This window comes from Halopelagius fulvigenes (genome assembly GCF_055398025.1).
In genome coordinates, this window is the sequence record NZ_AP043845.1 from 93,201 (window position 1) to 113,610 (window position 20,410).

General features: G+C 67.7%; 18 protein-coding genes. 7 read left to right on the forward strand and 11 right to left on the reverse strand.

From position 1 onward, the window contains the following. Nucleotides 1–22 precede the first annotated feature (22 nt). Both ACZ522_RS03525 and gdhB read left to right on the forward strand, forming a co-directional pair. Nucleotides 23–1,201, forward strand: a complete 1,179-nt coding sequence (locus ACZ522_RS03525) for a M24 family metallopeptidase (protein WP_379691930.1) — start codon at nt 23–25, stop codon at nt 1,199–1,201. A 6-nt stretch (nt 1,202–1,207) separates the two neighbouring features. Then, nucleotides 1,208–2,497 carry a glutamate dehydrogenase GdhB gene (gene gdhB, locus ACZ522_RS03530; protein WP_464391772.1) on the forward strand — a complete coding sequence of 430 codons (1,290 nt, stop codon included), beginning with the start codon at nt 1,208–1,210 and terminating at the stop codon, nt 2,495–2,497. A gap of 55 nt (nt 2,498–2,552) precedes the next feature. On the opposite strand, the gene ACZ522_RS03535 is transcribed toward gdhB, so the two are convergent. Next, nucleotides 2,553–3,524: a D-2-hydroxyacid dehydrogenase gene (locus ACZ522_RS03535; RefSeq protein ID WP_379692199.1), complete on the reverse strand. Its 972-nt coding sequence runs from the start codon at nt 3,522–3,524 to the stop codon at nt 2,553–2,555. A 132-nt stretch (nt 3,525–3,656) separates the two neighbouring features. On the opposite strand from ACZ522_RS03535, the gene ACZ522_RS03540 reads away from it, so the two are divergent. Further along, nucleotides 3,657–4,934, forward strand: coding sequence for an amidohydrolase (locus tag ACZ522_RS03540; protein WP_379692197.1), 1,278 nt, complete (start codon nt 3,657–3,659; stop codon nt 4,932–4,934). Further along, nucleotides 4,931–6,187, forward strand: a complete 1,257-nt coding sequence (ilvA, locus tag ACZ522_RS03545) for a threonine ammonia-lyase (protein WP_379692195.1) — start codon at nt 4,931–4,933, stop codon at nt 6,185–6,187. Before ACZ522_RS03540 ends, ilvA begins: the two co-directional genes overlap by 4 nt. Before the next feature lie 21 nt (nt 6,188–6,208). Here ilvA and ACZ522_RS03550 read toward each other — a convergent pair whose 3' ends face one another. From ACZ522_RS03550 to ACZ522_RS03560, 3 genes are all read right to left on the reverse strand, one after another. Continuing rightward, nucleotides 6,209–7,552 carry a class-III pyridoxal-phosphate-dependent aminotransferase gene (locus ACZ522_RS03550; protein ID WP_379692194.1) on the reverse strand — a complete coding sequence of 448 codons (1,344 nt, stop codon included), beginning with the start codon at nt 7,550–7,552 and terminating at the stop codon, nt 6,209–6,211. 775 nt (nt 7,553–8,327) lie between these two features. Further along, on the reverse strand, nt 8,328–8,510 hold the full coding sequence (locus ACZ522_RS03555) for a hypothetical protein (RefSeq protein WP_379692210.1): 183 nt from the start codon (nt 8,508–8,510) through the stop codon (nt 8,328–8,330). Between the two features lie 501 nt (nt 8,511–9,011). Next, complete coding sequence (locus ACZ522_RS03560; protein ID WP_379692192.1) at nt 9,012–10,124, reverse strand: S1C family serine protease; 1,113 nt, start codon at nt 10,122–10,124, stop codon at nt 9,012–9,014. Between the two features lie 477 nt (nt 10,125–10,601). Between ACZ522_RS03560 and ACZ522_RS03565 the strand changes: the two genes are divergently transcribed. Further along, the gene (locus ACZ522_RS03565) at nt 10,602–11,258 is read left to right on the forward strand and encodes a hypothetical protein (protein ID WP_379692190.1); all 657 of its coding nucleotides are present in this window, start codon (nt 10,602–10,604) and stop codon (nt 11,256–11,258) included. A gap of 123 nt (nt 11,259–11,381) precedes the next feature. Here the strand turns inward: ACZ522_RS03565 and ACZ522_RS03570 are convergent, their stop codons facing one another. Then, nucleotides 11,382–12,350, reverse strand: coding sequence for an alpha/beta hydrolase (locus ACZ522_RS03570; RefSeq protein WP_379692189.1), 969 nt, complete (start codon nt 12,348–12,350; stop codon nt 11,382–11,384). Between the two features lie 442 nt (nt 12,351–12,792). On the opposite strand from ACZ522_RS03570, the gene ACZ522_RS03575 reads away from it, so the two are divergent. Further along, nucleotides 12,793–14,343: an amidase gene (locus tag ACZ522_RS03575; RefSeq protein ID WP_379692188.1), complete on the forward strand. Its 1,551-nt coding sequence runs from the start codon at nt 12,793–12,795 to the stop codon at nt 14,341–14,343. Between the two features lie 5 nt (nt 14,344–14,348). On the opposite strand, the gene ACZ522_RS03580 is transcribed toward ACZ522_RS03575, so the two are convergent. Next, nucleotides 14,349–15,674, reverse strand: a complete 1,326-nt coding sequence (locus ACZ522_RS03580; protein ID WP_379692187.1) for a nickel pincer cofactor-dependent isomerase, group 22 — start codon at nt 15,672–15,674, stop codon at nt 14,349–14,351. A 58-nt stretch (nt 15,675–15,732) separates the two neighbouring features. Then, the gene (locus ACZ522_RS03585; RefSeq protein ID WP_379692185.1) at nt 15,733–16,161 is read right to left on the reverse strand and encodes a universal stress protein; all 429 of its coding nucleotides are present in this window, start codon (nt 16,159–16,161) and stop codon (nt 15,733–15,735) included. A 92-nt stretch (nt 16,162–16,253) separates the two neighbouring features. Between ACZ522_RS03585 and ACZ522_RS03590 the strand changes: the two genes are divergently transcribed. Then, entirely contained in the window at nt 16,254–17,159 is a 906-nt protein-coding gene (locus ACZ522_RS03590) for a dihydrodipicolinate synthase family protein (protein ID WP_379692183.1), read from the forward strand. Nucleotides 17,160–17,347: 188 nt separating this feature from the next. Here ACZ522_RS03590 and ACZ522_RS03595 read toward each other — a convergent pair whose 3' ends face one another. The 4 genes from ACZ522_RS03595 to ACZ522_RS03610 form a co-directional block, all read right to left on the reverse strand. Next, nucleotides 17,348–18,133 (reverse strand): HpcH/HpaI aldolase family protein, encoded by a 786-nt coding sequence (locus tag ACZ522_RS03595; RefSeq protein WP_379692182.1) that lies wholly within the window; start codon nt 18,131–18,133, stop codon nt 17,348–17,350. A 72-nt stretch (nt 18,134–18,205) separates the two neighbouring features. Next, nucleotides 18,206–18,949 (reverse strand): SDR family oxidoreductase, encoded by a 744-nt coding sequence (locus tag ACZ522_RS03600; RefSeq protein WP_379692181.1) that lies wholly within the window; start codon nt 18,947–18,949, stop codon nt 18,206–18,208. A 101-nt stretch (nt 18,950–19,050) separates the two neighbouring features. Then, nucleotides 19,051–20,118: a hypothetical protein gene (locus tag ACZ522_RS03605; RefSeq protein ID WP_379692180.1), complete on the reverse strand. Its 1,068-nt coding sequence runs from the start codon at nt 20,116–20,118 to the stop codon at nt 19,051–19,053. 4 nt (nt 20,119–20,122) lie between these two features. Next, entirely contained in the window at nt 20,123–20,407 is a 285-nt protein-coding gene (locus ACZ522_RS03610; protein WP_379692178.1) for a hypothetical protein, read from the reverse strand. Nucleotides 20,408–20,410: the final 3 nt, after the last annotated feature.

Genomic DNA, 20,410 nt, shown 5'->3' on the forward strand with positions numbered 1-20,410 from the left:
TCACGGTTCGAGCACCGGTAGTATGCCCCAGTCAATCTTCGGAGAGAGCGAGTACGAAAGACGCATCGACAAGACGAAAGAACGGATGCGGGAGGCAGAGTTGGACGCCCTCGTCGTCTCGGACCCCGCGAACATGAACTACCTCTCGGGGTACGATGGGTGGTCGTTCTACGTCCCGCAGGCCGTCGTCCTGACGCCGGACCGCGAGGAACCCGTCTGGGTCGGACGGGGGATGGACGCCAACGGCGCGCGCGCGACGACGTGGCTCGAAGAAGAGAGCATCCGCGCCTACAGCGACGACCACGTCCACTCGCCGCACGACCTCCACCCGATGGACTACGTCGCGGGCGTCCTCGAAGAACTGGACGCCGACGGCGGCCGCGTCGGGTTGGAGATGGACGCGTACTACTTCACCGCCAAGTCCTACACGCGCCTGCAGGAGAACCTCCCCGAGGCGACGTTCGAGGACGCGACCCTTCTCGTCAACTGGGTCCGGGTGAAGAAGTCCGACCGGGAACTCGACTACATGCGGGAGGCCGCCCGCATCTCTGAGAACGCGATGCAGGCCGGTATGGACGCCATCGAGGAGGGCGTCCCCGAGTCGGAGGCGGCGCGCGCCATCTACGACGCCCTCATCCGGGGCACCGACGACTATGGCGGCGACTACCCCTCCATCGTCCCCCTCATGCCCTCCGGCGACCACACGGGGACGCCGCATCTCACGTGGACGGACCGCGAGTTCGAGGACGGTGACCCGGTCATCATCGAACTGTCTGGCTGTCGGCACCGCTATCACTCCCCCCTCGCGCGGACGACGTTCGTCGGCGACCCGCCGGCGGAGATGAAAGACCGGGCGGAGATCGTCGTCGAGGGCCTGAACGCCGCCCTCGACGCCGCCGAACCGGGCGTCACCTGCGAACGGGTGGAGAAGGCGTGGCGCGACGTCATCTCGAAGTACGACATCGAGAAGGAGGAGCGAATCGGCTACTCGATGGGGCTGGGCTACCCGCCGGACTGGGGCGAACACACGGCGAGTCTCCGACCCGGCGACGAGACGGTACTGGAGGAGAACATGACGTTCCACGCGATTCCGGGCCTGTGGTTCGACGACTTCGGCATCGAACTCTCAGAGACGTTCCGCGTCACCTCCAACGGCGCGGAGACGCTGGCGGAGTTCCCGCGGAAGCTGTTCTCGACATAACACACCATGGCTACCACTACGACGACGGACGCGACGGCGGAGGAGGAATCGGACGCGGACTCGGCACTGGTCACCGCGCGGCGGCAACTCGAACGCGCGGCGGCGCACGTCGAGGTGGACGAGAACGTCATCGAACGACTCAGACACCCGACGCGGGTCGAACGCGTCTCCGTCCCCTTGAAGCGAGACGACGGGTCGCTCGACGTATTCACGGGCTACCGCGCCCAACACGACGACGTGCGCGGCCCGTACAAGGGCGGACTCCGATACCATCCGGAGGTGACCGAAGACGAGTGCATCGGCCTCTCGATGTGGATGACGTGGAAGTGCGCGGTGATGGACATCCCGTTCGGCGGCGGGAAGGGCGGCGTCGCCGTGGACCCGAAGGGCCTCTCCGAGACGGAGAAGGAGCGTCTCACCCGGCGGTTCGCCGAGGAGATTCGAGACGTCGTCGGCCCGAAACAGGACGTTCCCGCGCCGGACATGGGGACCGACGCGCAGACGATGGCGTGGTTCATGGACGCCTACTCGATGCAGGAGGGCGAGACGGTGCCCGGCGTCGTCACGGGCAAACCGCCGGTCGTCGGCGGCAGTTACGGCCGCGAGGAGTCGCCCGGCCGGAGCGTCGCCATCGTCACCCGCGAGGCCGTGGACTACTACGACTGGGACCTCTCGGAGACGACGGTTGCGGTGCAGGGGTTCGGAAGCGTCGGCGCGAACGCCGCCTGCGCACTCGACGACTGGGGCGCGAACGTCGTCGCCGTCTCCGACGTCAACGGCGCGATATACGACCCCGACGGACTCGACACGCGCGCCGTCCCGACGCACGAGGAGGAACCGGAGGCCGTCATGTCCCACGACGCGCCGCAGAAACTCTCCAATGAGGAGATCCTCGAACTCGACGTGGACGTGCTGATCCCAGCGGCCGTCGGCAACGCCCTCACCGCCGACAACGTGGACGACGTGCGGGCCGACCTGGTCGTGGAGGGAGCGAACGGCCCGACGACGTTCGCCGCCGACGCGATACTCGAAGAGCGCGGGATTCCGGTGGTTCCGGACATCCTCGCGAACGCCGGCGGCGTCACCGTCTCGTACTTCGAGTGGTTGCAGGACATCAACCGGCGGCAGTGGTCGCTCGAACGCGTCCACGACGAACTCGAATCGCAGATGCTCTCCGCGTGGGCCGACGTGCGCGAGGAGTTCGAGGCGCGCGACGTGACGTGGCGCGACGCCGCGTACGTGGTCGCACTCCGCCGCGTCGCGGAGGCGAAGTCCACGCGCGGCCTCTGGCCGTAGCGCGGTCGGAGAACGCTCGAATTCCGTTTCGACGCCCTCGGCGGCCGCCCCCGTCTCAGTCGTCCCCTCGCGCGAGAACCTCGTTGACGAGTTCGCCCCCCTCGTCGAGTCGGGCGACGTTCTCGGCGACGATGTCGGCGAGGCGGTCCCAGTGCTTCGGTGTGTGGCCGCCGGTGTGGGGCGTGACGAGGCAGTTTTCGAGGTCCCACAGGGGGTGGTCGGCGGGGAGGGGTTCGGGGTCGGTGACGTCGAGGGCCGCGCCGCGAATCTTGTTCGACTGCAGGGCCGAGACGAGGGCGTCGGTGTCCACGATACCGCCGCGGGCGGTGTTGACGAGGACGGCATCCGTCGGCATCGTGGCGAACTCCGCTTCCCCTATCAGTCCGCGCGTCAGGTCGTTCAGGGGGCAGGCGACGACGACGTACTCGCTCCGGGAGAGGGCGTCGTGAATCGCGTCCTCGTCGAAGCCGACCACCTCGTCGGTGGGGCCGCCCTTCTCGGGGGTGTAGCGGACGCCGATGGTGTCCACCTCGAAGCCCCGCAGGCGTTGGACGACGGCCTGCCCGATTGACCCCAGGCCGATTACGGTGACGGTGCTGTCGGTGAACTCGCCCGATTGGAAGTGCCGCCACTCGGCGTTCCGCTTGCGCCGCCACCCCTCGTGCAGGCGGCGCGCGAACACGAGCATGTTGCCGATGGCCTGTTCGGCGATGCCCGGCGCGTGGATGCCCCCGGCGTTCGTGACGCCGACGCCGCGGGCGGCGAGTTCGTCCATCGGGACGTGGTCCGTCCCGGCGAACGTGCAGGCGAACAGTTCGAGGTTCGAGGCGTCCTCCACGAGTTCGGGGTCGAGCGTGATGCCCGTCGCGACGCGCGCCTCCGCGACGAGTTCCCGTTCCTGCTTCGGGGTTCGGGCGTGCGCGACGGTCCTCTCGGGGAGGCGTTCGCGGAGCGCTTCTGCGTACGATTCCATCGAGAGCCCTTCCGTCCCCTCGCGGAGGACGACGATATCCGGTGTGTCGGTCATCTGTTGCTCACTCCGCGCCTTCCGACGCGAATCGGTAGTGAACGATCGTCTCACCCGCACTTAGTCCTTCGTGTATTCGCCATGCACGAATTTTGTGTACAACTAAGGGGGTGGAGCGTGTTAGTGGGTCGTATGGCAGCGACGACCACGCTCGACCTGAGCCGACTGCGTCGAGAGTTCCACCGGTACCCGGAACCGGCGTGGCGGGAGTTCTACACCACCGCGACGCTCGCAGAGCGAATCGAAGAAATCGGCGTCGACGAACTCGCCGTCGGACCCGAGGCGTACGACCCCGAAGACAGGATGGCCGCGCCGGACCCCGAGGAGGTGCGGCCGTGGATGCGGCGGGCGGTCGAACGCGGCGCGGACGAGGAGGTAGTCGAGAGGATGGCCGGCGGCAACACGGGACTCGTGGCCGTCCTCGACCGGGGCGACGGACCGCACGTCGGCCTCCGCGTCGATATCGACGCCCTGTACATCGAGGAGTCCGACGGGGAGGACCACCTCCCCGCCCGCGAGGGGTTCCGGTCGGAGAACGAGGGGACGATGCACGCCTGCGGGCACGACGCCCACATGACGTGGGGGCTGGCGGTTCTCGACGCCGTCAAGCAGAGCGACTTCTCGGGCCGGTTCACCGTCTTCTTCCAACCCGCGGAGGAGGTGTCCGGCGGCGGCCGTCCGATGGCCGAGAGCGAGTACGCCGTGGGCCTCGATTACCTCTTCGCGGTCCACGTCGGCCTCGACCACCCGACGGGCGAAGTCGTCGCCGGCATCGAACGCATCCTCGCGATGTGCCACGTGGACGCGACGTTCAAGGGCACGTCGGCGCACGCGGGCAAAGCCCCCAACGAGGGCGACAACGCGATGCAGGCCCTCGGGACGGCCATCCAGAACGCCTACGCCATCCCCCGGCACTCCGAGGGAATGACCCGCGTCAACGTCGGCGTCGCGGAGGCGGGGACGGCGAGCAACGTCATCGCAGAGGAGGCGACCATCCACGGCGAGGCGCGCGGCGAGACGACCGAACTGATGGAGTACATGAAGGAGAAACTCCGAGACACGCTCACGACGGCGGGCGAGATGCACGGGTGCGAGGCGGAGGTGAACGTCGTCAGCGAGTCCCCCCGCGTCGATAGCGACCCGGAACTCGCGGCCGTCGTCGCCGACGCCGCCCGCGACGCCTCCGGCGTCGACTCCGTGCTCGAAAGCGCCGACTTCGGCGCGAGCGAGGACGCCACGTTCCTCATGCGGCGCGCCAAGGAGGAGGGTGGGCGGGCGACGTACCTCGTCGTCGGCACCGACCACCCGACGAGTCACCACACGCCGACGTTCGACGTGGACGAGCGCAGTTTAGAACACGGCGTCGAGGTGTTGACGGACGCGATTCTCTCCGTGGGTGAGTCGCCGTGACGGAGGGTTCGGCACCCGAGAGCGCGGACGCCGTCGTCACCGTCGCGGACGTGGCGGCGGCGCGGGACCGGATCGAGGGAATCGCCCACGAGACGCCACTCGACGTGTCCACGACGTTCGCGGAGATGTCGGGCGCGGCGTCCGTCGGCCTCAAACTGGAGAACATGCAGCGCACGGGGTCGTTCAAGATTCGCGGCGCGTACAACGCGATGGCGACGTTGCCCGAGGGCGTGAAAGAGCGAGGCGTCGTCGCCGCGAGCGCCGGAAACCACGCGCAGGGCGTCGCACTCGCCGGCCGACTCCTCGGCATCGACACGACCATCGTCGTGCCGGAGGTGACGCCGGCCGCCAAGATAGCGGCCACCCGAGGCTACGGCGCGGAGGTGGTCGTCGAGGGCGACATCTACGAACGCTCCTACGAGTACGCCCTCGAACTCGCGGACTCGGAGGGCTACGAGTTCGTCCACCCGTTCGACGACGAGAGCGTCATCGCCGGGCAGGGCACCGTCGGCGCGGAGCTAGTCGAGCAGTTCCCCGACGTCGATACCGTCCTCGTCTCCATCGGCGGCGGCGGACTCATCTCCGGCGTCGCCACGGTTCTGAAGGAGCACGACCCTGAGGTGCGCGTCGTCGGCGTCCAACCCGAGGGTGCCGCCCACGCGAAACCGTCGCTCGAACGCGGCGAGATTCACCAACTCCCGGACGTGGACACCGTGGCGGATGGCATCGCCGACACCCGCATGCTCGAAAAGACGTTCGCCGTCGTCGAGGAACGCGTGGACGACGTGGTGGCCGTCAGCGACGAGGAGATCACCGTCGCGGTGACCTTGCTCGCGGAACGCGCGAAGACGGTGGCTGAGACCGCCGGTGCCGCGCCCGTCGCCGCCCTCCTCTCGGACGCGGTGGACGTGACCGACGAACGCGTCGCCGCCGTCGTCTCCGGCGGCAACGTGGACCTGACGGAACACGGCGAACTCGCCCGGACCGGCCTGATGTCCCTCGGTCGGTACGCCGAGGCGCGACTGCACGTCGCCGACTGGCCGGGGAGTCTCGGAACCGTCGCCGACGCGGTGTCGGACCGCGGTGCGGGACTCGACGCGGTGGAACGGGCGCGGCGGACGGACGCGGACCACCCGAACCGGACGCCAGTCGCCGTCGGCTTGGAGGGAAGCGGTCCGGACCACCTCCGGGACGTCGTCGCCGGACTCGCCGGACTCGACGGCGTCAGCGTCGTCTCGCACACGCTCGATTGATAAAAAGAGGCGTCGCGGCGGTCAGTGCGCCGCCTCGATGGCCTCGGCGAAGATGGCGATGCCGAGTTCTATCTCGCGTTCGGTCGAGTCGAGGGGCGGGAGCAGTCGAATCGTCTTCTTCCCGCACCCGAGCGTCAGGAGGCCGCGCTTCAGCGACTCTCGGACGACCGTATTGCGACGGTCCGCGGTGTCGAACTCGACGGCGAGCATGAGGCCCTTCCCGCGGACGTCCACCACGTGGTCCGGCGCGCCGTCGCGGAGCAGTTCCTTGGCCTGTCGGCCGCGCGCCGTCGCGTTGTCCAACAGGTCGTGCTCCTCGATGGCTTCGAGGGTGAACACGCCCTGCATCGACGAGAGGATGTCGCCGCCGCCGAACGTCGAGCCCAAGCGGTTCTTCTCCTCGGGGAAGATGTCCTTCCTCGAGATGGTCGCGCCGACGCGGAGTCCCTTCGCACTCGCGATGACGTCGGGTTCGATGGGGTAGTGGTCGGAGGCCCACATCTCGCCCGTCCGCCCGACGCCCGACTGAATCTCGTCCACGACGAGGGGGATGTCGTACTCGTCGGTCACGTCCTGCACCTCCCGCATGAAATCGTCGCTCGGGAAGCGGTACCCGCCGACGCCCTGAATCGGTTCCATCACGAGGAACGCGATTTCGTCGGGGTTGATGTGCCCGCCCTCGGGGGAGAGACTCCGTCGCAACTGCGACCCGTCGCCGGTGAAGAAGCCGCAGTCGCACGTCTCCGCCGTGTGGTGTCTGTCGCCGCAGAACGGCACCGTCCGCATCCCCGACAGTTCGGGGTAGCGGCGGGTGTACACCTCGTTCGACCAAGTGACCGAGAGGGTGCCGAACGTCCGGCCGTGGAAACTCCCCTCGAAGGCGTACCCGTACTTCGCCTCTGGGTTGTGGTCGTACGATATCTTCATCGCGTTCTCGACGGCCTCCGCCCCCGAGTTCGAGAGGAACACCGTATCCATCCCGTACTGACTCGACACCTCGCAGAGCTTCTTCATCAGGTGACTCGACCCGGGGAACTCCGTCGATTCGGGGTCGCCGCCGGCGCCGAAGTACATGTCCTGTCCGGCTATCTTCATCGGGTCCACGAGGTCGAACTCCCGGAGTTTGCCGATCACCTTCTCGTTGTTGTAGCCGAGGGGGGCCGCGCCGATGTGGCAGGTGAAATCCAAGAGGACGTTGCCGTCCACGTCGGTCACGAACGGCCCGTCGGCCTCCGCCGTCACGTCCCAGACGAACTCGTGGGAGTACTCGCTGGGCGCCGCGTGTTCGGAGTGAAAGTTTATCCACGCCGCCGCGTTCGGTCCGGGCAGACCCTCCGCTGTCGGTTCCGCGGTATGCCTATCCATACACAGTGTGTGTGTACTCCGTACATTAAAACTAATTATTTTCGAACCAGAAAGTAGAAAACAAACCCAAAACAGTCCCAAATATTCGCCGTTGGCCCGTTCCCCCGACCGTTTTCACTCCGACAGGAGTAAACTAATAGCGAACATTGCGAGATATTCGGAGACCGCTCCCGATTATTGTCGTACAAACGAGTTCTACTCCGTCGTTAACCGCGAAAATTCCTAAGACGGCGTTTTCGCACTCGCGCCGTCGTTCGCGAGTTTCCGCGCCGACGTCCGGTTCGAGGCGGACGCCGACGAACCGTCTGCATGGTAACCGAGTGAACTCGTTCTCCCGATACCTTCCGGCGGATGTCCGCTAGATCGAATAAATATACTTGTATCAGTGAGAAGTACAACGATATCGGGGAAGTGCGGATAATACGTTCAACTACTTCGGATATATGGGCGAAAATATCCCTAACTCAGGGTAGGTCTCGAAGAATGAAATATAACCAATATCAATTGGCCTCTTTATCGGCGCTCTCTCTGTCTGTCGAAAACGGTCCCGCCCGCCAGTAACGGAGATATCGACCGTGAACAGAATTCCAATAATTTCCATCGAAACGGTGAGCAGACGACTACCGTCCGTCGCCTCATCGACGCGAAGACGAACTATCGTCTCTCTCATGTTCGAATACTCAGGTTCTCCTCTCGAAGGCTTCGGCGGGAGAGACGGCGGACGCGTCTCTGCCACCTCTTCGCATACCAGATCAAACCTTTCAGTCTTCGGCGGCTAGAACGACCCGATGTACGCACTGATTTCGTTGATTATCGTCGTGTCGCTCTCGTTACTCATCGTTCGAATGGGGACGGTTGCGCTCACGATGACCGGCGTCTCCAGGGAGGTGGCGTCGTTCCGGTCGCTCTCGGCGTTCTCCGGTGCCGGATTCACCACGCAGGAGGCGGAAGAAATCACCGCGTACCCGGCGCGACGCCGAGTCGTGAAGACGCTGGTGCGATTGGGGAACGTCGGTCTCGCGACGTCTATCGCGACGCTCGTCCTCTCGTTTACCCGCCCGGCGACGCGCCTCCCTCGACTGCTCATCCTGCTCGGCGTGGCGGCCGTTCTCGTCGCTCTCTCGCGTAGCGAGGCGTTCCACAGTCTCCTCACTCCGCTCATCAAGCGCGCTCTCAGTTGCACCGCGACTTTCGAACTCCGCGACTACGTCGGCCTGATGAACCTCAACCGCGAGTTCACCGTCGCGGACCTCACCGTTCGGACGGGGTCGTGGCTGGCGAACGAACGACTCGCGGACCTAGATCTGCGGTCCGAAGAAGGAATCAACATCCTCGGCATCCGCCGGGAGGACGGCACGTACACCGCGCGCCGTCCGGCCCGCCGGTCGGAAGGACGTAGCGCCGTTCGCCGCGAAGAGGCACCGGTCGGAGTGCGGCGGTACCCCGCGCCGATTCGCGTCTATCCGCTCCGCGGTTCGGGTCGTTCGGCCAGCGTCACGTTCACCTGCCGCCGTTCACCGTCGCGCACGACTGTCAGCGTCACCGTCTCTCCGGGTTGCGTCTCGGTGACGAGGTACGACGAGAGGTCCTCAGGCGACTGTATCTGCCGTCCATCCACGGCGACGATGACGTCACCGCCGACCGGAACGGTGAATCCACCGACCCGTCGGTACTCCCTCGTCTCGCGGAGGGTGTCCGCCGCGGGCGTCCCTGGCACCGTCGAGGTGACGTACACGCCCTCCGTCGAGTTGAGTCCGTTCGCCGACGCGAGCGGAGGAGTGGTCTCGGTGACCGCCACGCCGAGGTAGGAGTACTTGTACTCGCCGGTCCGAACGAGCGACGGGACGACACGCTCGATGAGCGACGCGGAAATCGCGAACCCGATGTTCTCGCCGCGGGAGGCGGAGATGCCCGCGGTGTTGACGCCGACGACGTCGCCGCCGCACGTCACCAGCGGTCCGCCGCTGTTACCGGGGTTGATGGGCGCGTCCGTCTGGACGACGTTCGGGACGGCGAACCCGCGCGTGGTCGGCATCGAGCGGTTCGTCCCGCTGACGATGCCGTGCGTTATCGTCTCCTCGAACCCGAACGGGCTCCCGAGGGCGGCGACTCTCGCCCCGCGGTCGGGGGGCGACTCGGCCACCGGGAGCGACTCGACGTACGCCGGCGTCTCGTTCACCCGGACGACGGCCAGGTCGGAGCGTTTGTCCCGCCCGACGACGGTTCCGAGCTTCGACTCGCCGCGAGCGAACTGGACGACGACGGAGTTCGATTCGCCGACGACGTGGGCGTTGGTCACGACGTGACTCGTCGAGTTGTTCTCCGACACAGCGTAGGCGAACCCGGAACCGAGCCCCGACTCCGTCCGCACCGCGACCACCGAGTCGATGGTCTGGTTGTACACCTTCGTGTAGTCACACTGCGCCTGCGCTTGCGTCTGCACTCCCGTCTGTCGGAGTCTGTTCTCCTCGGTCGAACCGTCGGTGCCGACGGACGACGCCCCCGCCACACCCGTCCCCGCGGTGAGAAGCAGAAGGACGACGCCGACGACACGATAGTTGACAAGCACCACACACGATTGTCTTTATCTCTCTTCCATAAGCGACGTGGCGGACGAACGCGAGATATCGAAACGGTGATAGACGGACGACAATGGACGCGGGCGATTCAGACGCGTTACTCGAAGTCGAACTCTCGCAGAATCGCGTTACGCAGCGCCGAACCGCGCACTCGCTCAGGAATACCTGACTGGCTGTTCGTCGTTACAGTCGTACGGCCGTAACGGGACTCGATTGAACGTCGGCCGCCACCGCTCTCGCCGGATCGACGCTCTCGGCGAGGAACGTTCCTGTTCACCTCTGTGGGGTGAGTTAGCGCGACGTTATCCGCCTCCGTCGGACGTACGGCCGGCGTACACCGCTTCTCGCTCTAGAGAGGCGGCCTCCGGCGCGCCGAGCGATTATTCCCTCGTTAGTCGTACCGCCTTTCTGCCGCGGCGGAATATGGTGTTTGTTACAACCTACCACCCGGACGTACGGGGTACGACTACATGGGCGTCGGTCGTTCGCCGCCGGACTCCGCACTCTTCGGGGAGCGATTCGGTCGGAGTTCGCTCCGGTCGTCGCTGGAGTACGCCGCGTCGGTCGGGTGGTTCCCCGCCGTCGTCACCGTCTGGTTCTTCCTCGTCCAACCCTCCGTCTCCCGGTTTCGACTGTTCACGCTCCGATCGACGCCCCCCTCGTCGCTCGAAGAGCTCCCCGTCCGGGCGGTGGGCGTCTTCGCGCACGTCCTCTTTCACGACCCGACGCAGCGACCCCCGCTTCACCTGCTGAAGAACCTCGGTCTGTTCGCCGTCGCCGCCGTCGGTTTCCGTATCTCGAACGAGTCGGCGGACGCGATTCGCGCCGCCTACGCCCGTCTCGTGGTCGTCACACCCCCGGTGTCGGCGGCGGTGTTTCTCGTCACCGGACAGACGAAGTTCGGGTACGGCGCGTCGACGGTCGGATTCGCCGTGACCGGGTACGTGGCGGGCGAACTCGCCGCCGGAGGCGTCTCGGAACGGAACGCGACGCTCGCGTCCGCCTTCCTGTGCTACGCGACGGTGGTGTTCGTCGGGGACATCGCGACCGGGGGACTGGCGACTGCGCTCCACGCGACCGGATTTCTGCTGGGTGCGTCGTACGCGTTCGTCTCTCGGATGCGGTGAGACGAGTCGGCGCGGCGTTCGATCACCTCGCACGACGGTCGGACGGCCTCTCGACGACTGAATCGCCGGGAGAGGCCGCCACGACGACGCGCGGACGCTTCCGCGCCTCCCTCGTCCGCCACCTCACTCCGAGAGGTCGTTCAGCATGGTCGCAAGGGCCTCCTCAGCGTGTGAGCGCATCGGTTCGACGAACATCCCGACGAACGCGTGTATCTGGTCGGGGTAGTGGTGGTGTCGAACCGGGACGCCCGCCTCGGAGAGACGTCTCGCGTAGGCGATACCCTCGTCGCGGATGGGGTCGAACCCGCAGGTGAGAATCGACGCGGGCGGGAGTCCCGAGAGGTCCCGCGCCCGCAACGGCGAGGCGTACGGGTGTTTGCCGTCGAGTTCGTCGTCGAGGTAGTGGTCCCAGAACCACCGGGAGTCGGCGCGTTCGAGGTAGTACCCCGACGCGTTCTCCTCGTGGGACTCCGTGTCGAAGGCGTGTTCCGTCGCGGGGTATATCAGCAACTGCCGTTCTAGGGTGGGGCCGTCGAAGTCCCGAAACGAAAGCGCGACCGCCGCCGCGAGGTTGCCGCCCGAGCTATCGCCGCCGACGGTCACCCTCCCCGCGTCGCCGCCGATAGCGTCGGCGTTCTCCGTCACCCACCGCGTCGCGGCGCGGCAGTCGCGCAGTCCGGCGGGGAACGGATGCTCCGGCGCGTGCCGGTAGTTCACCGAGACGACCAACCGACCGGACTCGACGGCCATGTGGCGGCAGGCGGCGTCCATCTTGTCGAGTCCGCCGAGCACCCACCCGCCGCCGTGGAAGTAGACGAGAACGCCCCGCCCGTCGTCGCCCGCCGGTCGGTAGACGCGAAGCGGAACCGGGCCGTCCGGACCGGGAATCGAGACGTCGAACACGTCCTCCACCTCGGGCCCCTCCGTCCGTTCGACGAGCATCCCCGACTGTTCCCGCGCGGACTCGACGGAGAGGGTCGCCGTCGAGGGGAGACCCTTCGCCGCCAGGCCGTCGAGGAACGCCCGCGCGTCGGGGTGCAACTCGCCCCGTCCGGCGTCCTCGTTCACGCCGTCCATCGACTCCCCCGTCATCGCCGCTTCCTCCCTTCGTCGGCGCGAGAGGGGGGTTCCTCGTTCGATCCGGTGCGAAGCCCCGTGCGGGAACTTTCCTCGAACGCGTCGGTTGCAGTCACTCGCATACGAACCTCCACGCGATTCGGTACCAAAGAACTAGGGAGCGGCGACTTCCTTCCCTCGAACGCACCTTCGGACCTTTCCTTCGAAGTCTCTATCGAAGTTTTCCTATCTTTGCTAGTTTTGCTACCCAAACTTCTTTTCTGCCTTTGCTAGTTTTGTCGTCTCGTTTCTCGTTGCGAAGGGTGTCTCCGCCCTCTCGCAGTCGCCGACGTCGGTCGGCCCGTCGGGCGCTTTCGCCATCCCGAACGGTTATGCGGGCCTCCCCCGTGAGTCGGGAACGCATGACGAGATTCGACGACAGGCCGCCCGTCCGGTGGCGGGGGTGGCCGTAGTGCCGATGCCCCTCTCCCCCGTCTCGGCGGCGTGGGTCGCGGAGGCGGGCGAGTCGATGGGGTTCGACCTCTCGGCGGCGGACGCCGAACGGTTCGCCCGCGGCGTGAACGACGAACTCGACGGATACGCCGCGCTGGACGAACTCGCGCCGGCGGACGCCTCGGAGTCGGTATCCGTGCGCGACGTTCGCGCGCCCGACGGGGACGACGACCCGCACAACGCCTACATCACGGCGTTCGAGGCGGAGTCCAGCGGTGACGGCGACGATGACGGTTCCCTCTCGGGCGTGGCCGTCGCCGTGAAGGACAACATCGCCGTCGCGGGCGTCCCGATGACGTGCGGGTCGCGCGTCTTCGAGGGCGTCGTCCCCCGGCGGAACGCGAGCGTCGTGGACCGACTGCTCTCGGCGGGCGCGCGACTCGTCGGGAAGACGAACATGGACGAACTCGCCTACGGGCCGACGAGCGAAACCAGCGCGTTCGGCCCCGTGACCAACCCGAGAGACGAGAGTCGGGTCGCGGGCGGATCCTCCTCCGGAAGCGCCGCCGCCGTCGCCGAGGGGTCGGCGGACCTCGCACTCGGGAGCGACACCGGCGGGTCGGTCCGCATTCCGGCGTCGTTCTGCGGCGTCGTCGGCTTCAAACCCTCGTGGGGCGCGGTGCCGCGCGACGGGTTCGTGGACTTGGCGTACACGCTCGACCACGTCGGAACGCTCGCGCCGGACGTGGAGACGGCGGCGCTCGGATTCGACGTGGTCGGCGGCTACGACGCCCGCGACCCGTCTTCGGCGCTGGCGACGGAGATTCCGGTCGGCGAGTGCGCGGCGGGACTGGCCGACGCGCCCGATGTTTCGGACCTCTCTTTGGGCGTCCCCGAGGAACTCCTCTCGGACCACGTCTCCGAGGAGGTGCGCGAACGCTTCCGAGGCGCGGTGGCGACGCTCGAATCCGCGGGGGCGACCGTCGAGTCAGTTCGCCTGCCGACCGTCGAAGACGCCGTCTACGTCTGGAACGCGGTAACGAACGTGGAGTTCGCCGCCGCACTCCGCCGGAACGGACTCCCCCTCGAACGCCCGGGGCCGTTCGACACCGCTCGGTACGACGCCGCTAGCGCCCGTCAGTCCGCCGCGGGCGTCGGGTTCGGCGACGTGGTGAAGGAACGCGCTCTCGTCGGCGCGACACTCCTCGACCGCTACGACGGCCGCCACTACACCCGAGCGCGGAACGTCTGTGCGACGTTGAAATCGGAGTTCGACGCCGCCTTAGACGGCCGCGACGCTCTCGTCTCGCCGACGATGCCCGTCGTCGCGCCGGAGGTGGGCGCGTGGCGGCCGCACGAGTACGACGCGGACGCGGACGAGGGCCTCGACGTGCCGCTCGCGTACAACACGCGTCCGATGGACCTCGCCGGCGTCCCCGCCGTGACCGTGCCCGACGGTGACGACGGCGGCGACGCACTCCCGGTCGGCGTCCAGTTCGTCGCCGGACCGTACGAGGACGCGCGCCTCCTCCGAATCGCGCGCACGTTCGAACGGGTGCGGGACGGGGACGCGTAGGGCGGTCACCCCTCTATTTCGGTCGTCAACCGCCCGTCGTCGTCGAACGTCAATCGCCGGCGCGGACCGATTTCCACGTCGTCTCGCCCCTCCAACTCGTCGAGAACGGGTTCGGACGCCAGCATCGTCCCGGGTTCGAGCGTGTTCCTGATGCGGCCGATTCGCATCTCCGAGAGGTCGGGCACGCCGGTCATCGACGCGGCGAGGACGAACGCCGTCGCGTCGCAGGGAACGACGAACGGCACCTTCGAGCGCTCGGGTTCTCCGCTGGTCGTGATGTTGACGTACATGTCCTCGAAGTCCACCGATTCGAGGAGTTTGCGGCTCACGAAGTCCGCGAGGCCGATGCCGATGGCGTTGCCGTGGGACTCCTCGGTGACCGACCGGACGTAGATGCGGGTTATCTCCGGGGCGTGGACCGCCGGTTGGTTGTGGAACCGAACCCGCCCGACGACGTTCGTGTCCATCCCGGTTCCGCTGACGTTCTTGCCGAGTTCGTCCACCATCAGGAAGTCCAGTTGCTCGACGGGCAGGGAGGGGAACAGGTCCGCGGACCGTTCGAGGAGTTCCTCCTCGCGTTCGGGCAGGTTCTCGACGGGGACGCCCTCGACGCGCGCGGCGCGTTCCCTGTCGTTCTCCACGACGGCGATGCCGCCGACGATGGGCACGTCGTCCGCCTCGAACAGCAGTTCCGCCCGTTCGGGGACCACCTCGTCGAACCCGCGGGCGATGGCGGCGTTGTGCATGTTCTCCGCACCGCGGTGCTTCCCGAGGCCGATGACGGCCATCTTACAGAGGCCGGACTCTATCGGCCCGCGGTAGTCGGTGTGGAGTTTCACGCGATTCGCAAGGAGGACGGCGTCGGCGTCGAGTGCGTCGCGCGCGGCGTACACCGGTTCGCCGTTCGGGTCCTCGGCCACTCGCTCGACGGCCATCGACGACCGAATCTCGCAGTCCATCGACGCCTCCGTGACGCCGAGGGACGCGAGCGTCTCCACCTGCCCCTCCGCCGTCGCGCCCCCGTGACTCCCCATCGCGGGCATGACGAACGGTTCCAGTCCCCGGTCCCGAAGTTCCTCGACGGCCGTCGAGAGGACGGTCGGCATGTCGTGTATCCCCCGACTGCCGGCGGTTATCGCCACCTCGGCCCCGCGCGGAAGGTCGCTCAGCGCCGGTATCTCGGCTATCGCCGCGGCGGTGGCCGCGGGGACGTCGTCCACCTCGGGCGGGTCGGTCACCGTCCGCACCGTCGCGAACGCCGGGAGGTCCGCTAACGACGCGTCGTTCACCGCCTCCAGTCGTTCCCGGCCCGGAAACTCCAGTTCGACCATCTCTCTCCGCTTTCGCCTCCGTGCTAATGAATCCCGCGCCGGTTCGTCCGACTCGCCCTCACTCGTCCATCACGGCGACGACGGGCACGTCCGAACTCAGGAGCACCGACTGCGTGGTGCTCCCGAACAGGGCCTTCCCGACGGGCGTCCGCTTGCGCCCGCCGACGACGAGGTACTTCGCGTCCACCCGTTCGGCCTCGCTCAGCAGTTCTTCCACCACGTCGCCGACGCGCCCGCGCGTCACCACCGGTCCCGGCCTGTCCGTCGAGGCTTTCACGACCGTACGCGCCGTCGCCTCCGCGTCGTGCTGTCCGTCCTCGACGGTGTAGCGTTCGCCCCGCCGGACCTCGTCTCGCCTCTCGAACTCCTCCTGTGAGAGGACGTGGACGACGACGAGTTCGTCGTCGTACGCCGCCGCGAGGTCCTCTCCGACGGTGACCGCGCGGTCGGGTTCCTCGTCGCCGTCGACTGCTGCCAGTATCGCCATACCATGATACCTCTTCGCATGCGCACATAAAATTTGGCGGCGGGCTGCCGGCGTGCCAAGGTATAACTGCCGCCGCGGGGGAGTGACCCACGATGACGGAAGACGTCGCACGACGGTTCGAAGGCGCGCACTGCCCGCTCGTCACCCCCTTCGCGGACGGCGACGTGGACCACGAGGCTCTCGGCGAACTGGTCGAACACGTCCTCGACGGCGACGTGACGGGCCTCGTCCCCTGCGGGACGACGGGAGAGTTCGCCAGCCTCGACGCCGCCGAGTACCGGGCGGTTCTGGAGACGACCGTCGAGTACGCCGACGCCGCGCCCGTGATGGCGGGCACCGCGGGAACCAGCGTCGCGGAGACGCTGGAACGCATCGAGACGGCGGCGGACGTCGGCGCCGACGCCGCCCTCATCACCCTCCCGTACTTCCACGGGTCGAACGACCCGGCGGGCGACGAGGCGTTCGTGCGACGCGTCGCCGACGACGCCGCGCTTCCGATATACCTCTACAACATCCCCGCCTGCGTCGGCCGGCCCATCGCCGCCGACTCCGCGGTCGAACTCGCCGACCACGACCGAATCCTCGGCGTGAAGGACTCCAGCGGCGACTTCAACTACTTCTCAGAACTCCTGCGGCGGACGCCCGAGTCGTTCCAACTGTTCGAGGGGTTCGACAGCCACCTCGTCCCCGGACTGCTGTTCGGGTCCGACGGCGGCGTCAACGCCCTCTCGAACGTGATTCCCGAGGCGTTCGCGGCGGCGACGGAGGCGGCGGCGAACGGCGACGCGGAGACGGCCCGAAGCGTCCACGAGGAGTACATCGCCCCCCTGTTCCAGCAGTGCGTCAAACACGGGTTCGCCCCGGCGACGAAGGCCGGCCTCCGCGCCCGCGGCGTCCTCGAAACCGACGAGGTTCGGCCGCCGTTGGTCGAACTCGACGCCGACGCGCGCGACGACATCGCGTCGCTCGTCGAGGGCGTCGTCGCCGCCTACGAGTAGCGGGACGTTCCTCGTTCTCCCCGTTTCCGCCGCCCACGGTCGCTCTCGTCCCGGCGTTCACTCGTAACCGTGGAGTCACCGGGCGTTCACTTGTAACCGTGGAGTCCCCCGGACGTTCACTCGTAAGCGTGGACTCCCCCGCCCCCGCGACGCCTCCTCGGTTCGACGCCGACCGGACCCGGGCCGACTCACTCCTCCCGTCGGACGAGGCCCTCCGAGTGGTCGAGGGCGGCCGACGCTCCCTCCGCGAGGTGCATCGCGTCCACGCCCGCGACGAGGAAGTCCACGCCCCAGTCGAGACGCTCCTCGCGTTGCTCCGCGCTGGTGGCGAGCGTTCCGATGGCCACGCCGGCGTCGCGGGCCGCCCCGACGGCGCTCTCGACGTGTTCGAGGAACGCCTCGTCGTCCCACTCCCCGAAGCGACCCATCGAAAGCGAGAGGTCCACCGGCCCGACGAACAGGCCGTCGATGCCGTCCACCTCTGCGATGTCTCCGGCGTTCTCGACGGCGCGTTCGGACTCCAGTTGGACGAACCTGGCGAGGCCGTCTTCGACCGTCTCGACGTGGTCGGAGAGCGAGCGACCGTACTCCGACGCGCGGGTGAGGCCGAGTCCCCGCCGTCCCTCCGGCGGGTAACGACTCGCATCGACTATCTCCTCGGCCTGTTCGGGCGTCTCGACCATCGGGACGAGAATCGCCGTCGGGCCCAAATCGAGCGTCCGCTTCAGCGTCGTCGGGTCGTCGTCGGCGACGCGGACGAGCGAATCCGTCGTCCCGGGGGCGGCGTCCGCCGCCCGGAGCATGTCCTCCATCGTCTCGTACGACACCGGCGTGTGCTCTTGGTCGAACGAGACGAAGTCGTAGCCGAGTCCGGCCAGCAACTCCGCCGTCGCGGGCGCGGGGATGGTGACCCACGTCCCTATCAACGGGTCCGTCGCCTCGGCGATGCGCGCCAGTCCGCCGTCTTCGGTCATGTTCTCTCCCTCGTCGGCCGGCCACCTATACCTTCGACTCCGGGCCGGCGTTGCCGCCGCCCGGGGCGGCGGTCAGAAGTGCGAGAACTTGTCGCGGCGGTAGAGGTCTATCTCGCTGACGGTGTTCGGCGGGCGTTGCTTCGCCGCGAACGCGATGGCTTCGGCCACCTCCGCGGGTTCGGTCACCTCGCCGGGTTCGAAGCGGTCTTTCATCTCCGTGTCCGTCTCGGACCCGAACTCCGTCCGCACCTCCGTCGGGTTGACGACGGTGACGGCCACGTCGTCGTCGCCGACGGTCCCTTCGAGACTCAGCGCGAACCCCCGCGTCCACCACTTCGTGGCGGCGTACACGGCGTCGTTCGGCCGCGGGTACTGCCCAGCGAAACTGCCGAGGAACACCAGATTACCGGAGGACTCCCGGAGGTGCGGGAGCGACGCCTGCGCCGTGTAGAACATCCCGTTGACGTTCACGTCTATCATCAGCTCGAAATCCTCGACGGAGAGGTCCTCGACGGGTTCGTTGACGCCGAGGCCCGCGTTGGCGACGACGACGTCTATCCTGCCGAACGTCTCGGCCGTCTCTTCCACCGCGGACCGAACCTGCTCCGGGTCGGTCACGTCCGTCGGGACGACGAGCGCCTCCCGGTCGTGTTCGCTCCGCACCTCGTCGGCGACGGCTTCGAGTCGTTCCTCCCGGCGCGAGGCGAGGGCGACGTGCGCCCCCTCGGCGGCGAGTTCGAGGGCCGCCGCGCGGCCGATCCCGGAGGTGGCTCCCGTGACGAACGCGACGTTCCCTTCGAGTGCGTCTTCGTCCATACGCGAGGTACTCTCGCTCGGACACGGTAAAGGTGAGGTTTCGAACCGTTGTCACGAGCGTTCGGACGACTGTTCGGTTCCGGTTCCGCTCTCTCCCCGCCTCAGGCGGTACAGGCGTGGCCGGCCGCCGCCGCCCGTTCGCGGAGGGTCCGCCGCGCGTCCCGCAACGTCTCCGCGTCGCCCTCGACGCGTCCCTTCTCGATGCGGGTGATGATGGCCGAGGCGACGCGACACTCCGCCGCGTGCAGGTCGGATTCGAGCGCCGACACCCGCTTTCGCTCCGCGGCGTCGAGGCTCTCGCCGCGCGCGTCGTCAAGCATCTCCGCGCCCCGCGCCGACAGGAAGACCGACTGCCGGGTGTGTTCGGAGAGTCTGGTTGCGTCGTCGCGGTCCCACTGCAGTTCGACGGCCTCCTCGTCGAGTGCCTTCACGAGGAGGGCGGCTTTGTCCACCGTCGCGTCCGTCTCGTCGTACCCGGGGAGGGCGTCGGCCCGCGCGTCGTACCCGACGAAGACGGTCCGCTCGGGCGCGCTATAGGCGTCCGCGGGGTACGCCGCGGCCCCCACGCCGCCGACGCCGAACAGGAAGAGGGCGACGAGGAACAGTCCGAGGAACGCCCGCGGCGCGCCGCGGACGGGTTTCGGCTCGAGAAGCGGGTGGATCCGCGTCCGTTCCATCGGGAGCGAGACTGCTCGCTCCACGAGGGAGGCGAGCAAGTGGGTGTTCTCCGAGGCGCCGGTGACGATGACTCGCCCGTCGCCCGCGATGCGGACGAAGGAGTTGTGGAAGCCGGTGTGGCGAACCGTGAGGCCGCGGCCCTCGCCGAACCGGTCGCGGCGGCACTCGTCGTACTCGTCGGCGGCGGCGACGGCCGCCTCGATGTCGGCCAGCGTCTCGTCGGCGTCGCCGACCCCGTCGCCGGAGACGAATATCGACTTCCGCTCGAAACTGAGGCTTGACCCGTTGCGCCGGTACTCCGCGAGGCGGCGGACCCACAGTTTCCCGCGGGTCAAGGCGACCGGAATCGCCGGCAGGAGGACGACGGCGGCCGCCGCCCTGAGATAGCCCGGCCGTGACGTCGGCGCGACGCCGTAGCGGAACGCGGCCCACAGGGTGACGACCGCGAGTGCGACCGATCCGCCGACGACGAACGCTCTGAGTTTGTTCATTCGGTCACCCCCCGAGGAACGTCCGCTTGATGCGTCCGAAGAAGCCCACCTTCCGGCGTCGGCTCTCCGATTCGAACACCGGGCCGAGTTTCGCTTCGAGGTCATCTCGGCTCTCGAAGCGGTCGACGTTCGTCTCCGAGAGCAGTTCCGCCAGCATGATGGAGTTGCCGTCCTCGTCCAACTGGACGTTCGCCAACGCGTGTTCACGCTCTAACCGGCGCACGGAGACGGGGTAGGACCACCCCGACTCCGAGACAAGTTCGTGGACCGCGTCCGGGCCGTGTGCCATGTT